Raw genomic sequence first — 4,241 nt, 5'->3', positions numbered from 1 at the left:
GAAGTACTCGTCGAGAGTTTTCCAATCGGCGCGGATGCCATAATGGTCGAGTTCCGGCTGAAGGTCTTTGAGCGTGCGGTCATTCACCGGGGCCGGCGATTCGCCCTCGCCGGTGATCTCGGTGGTGATCCCCTGGCGAAGCTTGCTTTCCGCGCGTGAGTCCACCAGCAGCGTGTATTCGGATTGGCCGAGCATGTCCAGGAAGCCGGGCGAGACAATCATCCGGCCGGCATCAATCGTGCGCTTGGCTGGCTGGCCAGCCAGCTTGCCGATGGCGGCGATTCGTCCGTCGCGGATGCCGACGTCACCGTAAAACCAGGGGTTGCCGCTGCCGTCCACAATCTTGCCGTTGAGGATGAGAATGTCGAAATCAGCACTGGAGGCAGAGGAGACAAAGGAAGCAAGGAAGCAGAGGAGGCAGAGGAAAAGAACCAACTGTCGCGTCTTTTTCATGGAAGCTCCGGCAAAAAAGAAAATCGTCGGCGGTATGTTACGCGAAAGAGCGGAGCTGCGGTAGCCGCCTCACACCCCGGCGGGGCAATGGTCGGTAGCTGTCTGCCCGCGACCGGCGATGGAGGGTAAGAGCGAAATGCCAACAGCTACGCCCCTGCGGGCTCACCGTGCCGGCTAGTGCCGTTCCAACTATTTTGGGCTAAGTTCTTCATGGACTCAGCACTTATGACTAATTATGTCGCTCCAGTGCCGTTCCAACTTGATGAGCCTATACATCTCGATCCTGTATGATCAATAAAGCATGCCCTGCGACTTGCGGAAAATGGCCCCAAATAGTTGGAACGGCACCAGCTCGCTATTCTGCTCAATTAGTTGGAACGGCACTAGCGGCAGGCACTGGCAGCTACTTCAGAAATAGCGCCTCGCGAAGGTTGTCGCGGCCAATGAAGGTCTTGGAAGAACGAAATTGACCGAAAAGGTCGAGTAACTGCCGGTTCGCCAGAGCGCGCCGGACCGGCAGGGTCATGCCGGTGGGAAGGATTTCAAGCGTCTCGGCACTAAGGATTCGGTAGCGCCGAAATTCCGGCATGGGCGATGGAATCTTGCTGTGGAAAATTCCCAGCACAAGCCCGCCTGGCCGGGCTACCTGGTAGAGCCGGCGCACCACCCCCGGCAAAAGCTCTTCCTCCAGATAGTCAATCAGATCCCAGACCAGGATACCGTCAAAGGAGTTGTCAGGTTGGTCGAGACAACGAGCCAGGAAGCGCTCGACGAGCGGCCTCTCGCCTTCCTCCTCACGAGCCTCGCGGCAACCGCGGAGGATGTCGTCCGCGTAAATCTTGAAGCCGCGCTCGGTAAAAAACTCGATAGTAGATTGCCAGGCGGGCCCCGCATCCAGGATAAGCCCGCGGCCGAGAGGTAATTCGCGGACGAACTCCTTCAGGCCATTGGACAGCCTGGTGCTGGACCGGAGGGCTGTGGCTGAGTCGGCCGGCGAGGGTCGGGTGGGTTCACCGCGTCGATCCAGCCATCCCCGGGCGTGCCCGAATTGGGCCAGTGGGGCCATGGGTACTGCCAATTATCCCGCCGGGCGGGACAGGTCCTTGGCTTCGACGGGAACGTTCAACCCCATCCGGAGCGATTCGGCCGGGGCTCGGGGCGCTTCGGTTTCTTGCCGAACGATGTCAACACTGCCTTTGAAGTAGGCACCGTCCTCAATCATCACGCGGGCGGAGACCAGATCGCCCACCACCGATCCGGAGCGGCGAATTTCGATGCGCTCGCTGGCGTAGAGATTGCCTTTGACCGCGCCGTCAATGATGATCTCTTTGGCGCGAATATCGGCGGTCACCCGGCCATGCTGGCCGACCGTGAGGCTGGCCTCCTGCAATTCGATGGTTCCTTCCACCTCGCCATCGATGAGCAGGTTTTCGCGCGCCGAAATTTCGCCTTTCAAAGCGACTGTCTGGCCGATTTGCGTATTCGTGGATGCCATCACCGTCCTCACCTCAGCAGGAGGCTTCGGTTCAGTCGCGGGCCCCGATGCCATCGGGGCGGGCACCGGCGTCCCGCGCGGAACCACTTCCGGTTCGTCCTGGCGTTTGCGCCACATCAACCACTCCTTGGCCCGTACCGATGCTTCGCCTGCTTTCGTGGGGCGGAATCGCCGGTCAATTCCTGAAGCCGCGGGCAAGTCTCAACTATAGTACAGCAAAACTCCGGAAGTAAACACCGCCCCTTGCCAGCTAATCCTTCCCCAACGCCAATTCCAAGTAGGTCCAAACCACCTTTTGTGTCTCCAGCCAGAAACAGCTTTGCCCGGTGTCGGTTCGCCACCAACCGTCGGCAGGAAATTCGCTGTCCGGCGCGGATACCACGCGGAACGCGATGCCGCTTTCGCCAAGCACTTTGCGGGCGATGATGCGGACGCGGCGCGCGTGATAGTTCGACGTGACCAGCAAGACACGATTCCATCCGTGACCCGTCAAGAGAGCCTTCATTTGCTGAATCTCTTCCCTCGTAAAGCTGGCCCCGGACGACAACGTCAAGACGCGCTCAGCCGGCACACCCTGCCCTATGGCCTCGCGCTTCATCAGTTCGACTTCAGGCAGATAGGTGCGATACACTCCCCCGCTCAAAAGGAGCCATTCTCCCCATCCGGCACGATAGAGTTCCACCGCCTTCCTCACCCGTTCGCCGTAAGCATTGTCGCCACTACAGACGGCGATCACCTGAACCTTTTCTGGCTCCTCAGAAACAACCCACCAGCGCCCAAGCGACCGGAGTACGGGTCCGCGAAACAGGTAGGCAACCCCCAGCAAAAAGAGGAGAAAAATCAGAAATAGCAACTTGGCGAAGATGCCCCCGCGCGTCATGGAGCAAAAGTCTCGCCTCTCGGGCCGAACGGCCAAGGGAAATCCTACCCTTCTGGATTGATTTCCCGGAGCTGTTGCGCAGCCGACTCCGGGTTCACCGGGCTGTAGTACACCTCTTTGAGGACATAGGACTTGGCGCTCTGGGGAACTATGGGCAGGATCTCAATATGCCAGTGGTAGTCTTCGGCCAGTGTCTTCCAAGATTCGGCGACACCGGCGCGAACGAGCGCATTGGGGGCGGTGTGCAAAACCATGTGATAGGTCTCGGAAATACCCTGCAGTCGCCGAACCACCCGCCGGATCAAACGGGCCACGTCCACGCGGGCGGGTGATTCGTTCATGTCGGATTCAAACGAGTGATGATGATAGCGTGGCAGAATCCAGATCTCGTAGGGCACGCGCGAAGCATAGGGACACAGCGCCGTAAAACCCCCCAGAGTTTCGACCACCCTCTTCTGTTGCCGTTCTTCCTGCCGCACGATGTCGCAAAAGACGCACCGCTCTTTCTCGGCGAAATACTCCCGGCTGGCGCGGAGCTCATAAACGATGCGGCGAGGCACAAAAGTGGTCGCCGTGAGTTGCGAATGGGGATGCGCCCATTCTTCTCCGGCCCGCTCGCCCCGGTTTCGGAAAATGGTGACGTACTTGAAGCGTCGGTCCTGTTTGAGGTCGAGGATGCGCAGAGCAAAGGCTTTGAGGACAAGGCTGATCTCCTCGGGGGAGGAGTCGCTGATATGGCGGTTGTGATCGGGATTCTCGACGATAATTTCATGAGCGCCCACCGCCCGCATGCGATCGTAGATGCCGTCCGCGCTGCGCCCTGGCTCGCCTTCGATGCGATACATGGGTCGAAAGTGGGGAAAGACCCGGATCTGCCACGGCGACGATTTGTCTGGCAAAGTAAGAATGGCCGGCGGCGTCAAGGATTCATTGCCGCGGCAAAAGGGGCAGGGTTCGCTCGGCGCGGGCTGGCCGTCCGCCTCGCCCAGCATGACCCAGCTGCGTGTGATCGGATCCTTGCGAAGTTCCATCGGGTTGAGGGGCAGAGCCGTTATACCGCACGGATTTTCACCCTGTCAACACGACGCCCGCCCCGTCCCTATTTCCTGCCCTTTCCATTGCGTTGCTCGTGGAGAATCAGCCGCAGAGGTCCAGTGCCGTTCCAACTTGGGAAAGGCAAGTGGGAAGGAAGAGGACGGCTTCCCGCCGGCCTCGCGACGCAGTGAGACTCATCGGGGCAAATAGTCGGAACGGCCCTAGCGAGTGTAGCGTGTGGGGGTAGGTCCCTGTTCGAGCATGTGCCGGTCCCAGATGGCTCCCTCCCGGCTGTAGCTCGCCAACTCAAAATCCTGCGTCAGTTCCAAGGCGTCCGTCGGACAGGCATCCTCGCACAACCCGCAGAACATGCACCGG

Annotated in this window: 5 protein-coding genes; all 5 read right to left on the bottom strand. The window is 59.8% G+C overall.

What is annotated here, in order from left to right:
- Positions 1–453: hypothetical protein (locus VIH17_05960; protein HEY4682779.1), on the bottom strand; the 453-nt coding region annotated here is incomplete at its 3' end.
- Positions 454–856: 403 nt separating this feature from the next.
- Positions 857–1,519: a class I SAM-dependent methyltransferase gene (locus VIH17_05955; protein ID HEY4682778.1), complete on the bottom strand. Its 663-nt coding sequence runs from the start codon at positions 1,517–1,519 to the stop codon at positions 857–859.
- Positions 1,520–1,531: 12 nt separating this feature from the next.
- Positions 1,532–2,065, bottom strand: a complete 534-nt coding sequence (locus tag VIH17_05950) for a polymer-forming cytoskeletal protein (protein ID HEY4682777.1) — start codon at positions 2,063–2,065, stop codon at positions 1,532–1,534.
- Positions 2,066–2,198: 133 nt separating this feature from the next.
- Positions 2,199–2,828, bottom strand: a complete 630-nt coding sequence (locus tag VIH17_05945; GenBank protein HEY4682776.1) for a YdcF family protein — start codon at positions 2,826–2,828, stop codon at positions 2,199–2,201.
- 44 nt (positions 2,829–2,872) lie between these two features.
- The gene (locus tag VIH17_05940; GenBank protein ID HEY4682775.1) at positions 2,873–3,820 is read right to left on the bottom strand and encodes a hypothetical protein; all 948 of its coding nucleotides are present in this window, start codon (positions 3,818–3,820) and stop codon (positions 2,873–2,875) included.
- Positions 3,821–4,241 lie beyond the last annotated feature (421 nt).

Source organism: Candidatus Acidiferrales bacterium (genome assembly GCA_036514995.1).
Taxonomy (GTDB): Bacteria; Acidobacteriota; Terriglobia; order Acidiferrales; family DATBWB01; genus DATBWB01.
This window is presented reverse-complemented; position numbering and strand designations above follow the sequence as displayed.

Bases quoted from the DNA above. Each gene is read 5' to 3' on its own strand.
- VIH17_05955 (HEY4682778.1), bottom strand. From the start codon at position 1,519: ATGGCCCCACTGGCCCAATTCGGGCACGCCCGGGGATGGCTGGATCGA.
- VIH17_05950 (HEY4682777.1), bottom strand. From the start codon at position 2,065: ATGTGGCGCAAACGCCAGGACGAACCGGAAGTGGTTCCGCGCGGGACG.
- VIH17_05945 (HEY4682776.1), bottom strand. From the start codon at position 2,828: ATGACGCGCGGGGGCATCTTCGCCAAGTTGCTATTTCTGATTTTTCTC.
- VIH17_05940 (HEY4682775.1), bottom strand. From the start codon at position 3,820: ATGCTGGGCGAGGCGGACGGCCAGCCCGCGCCGAGCGAACCCTGCCCC.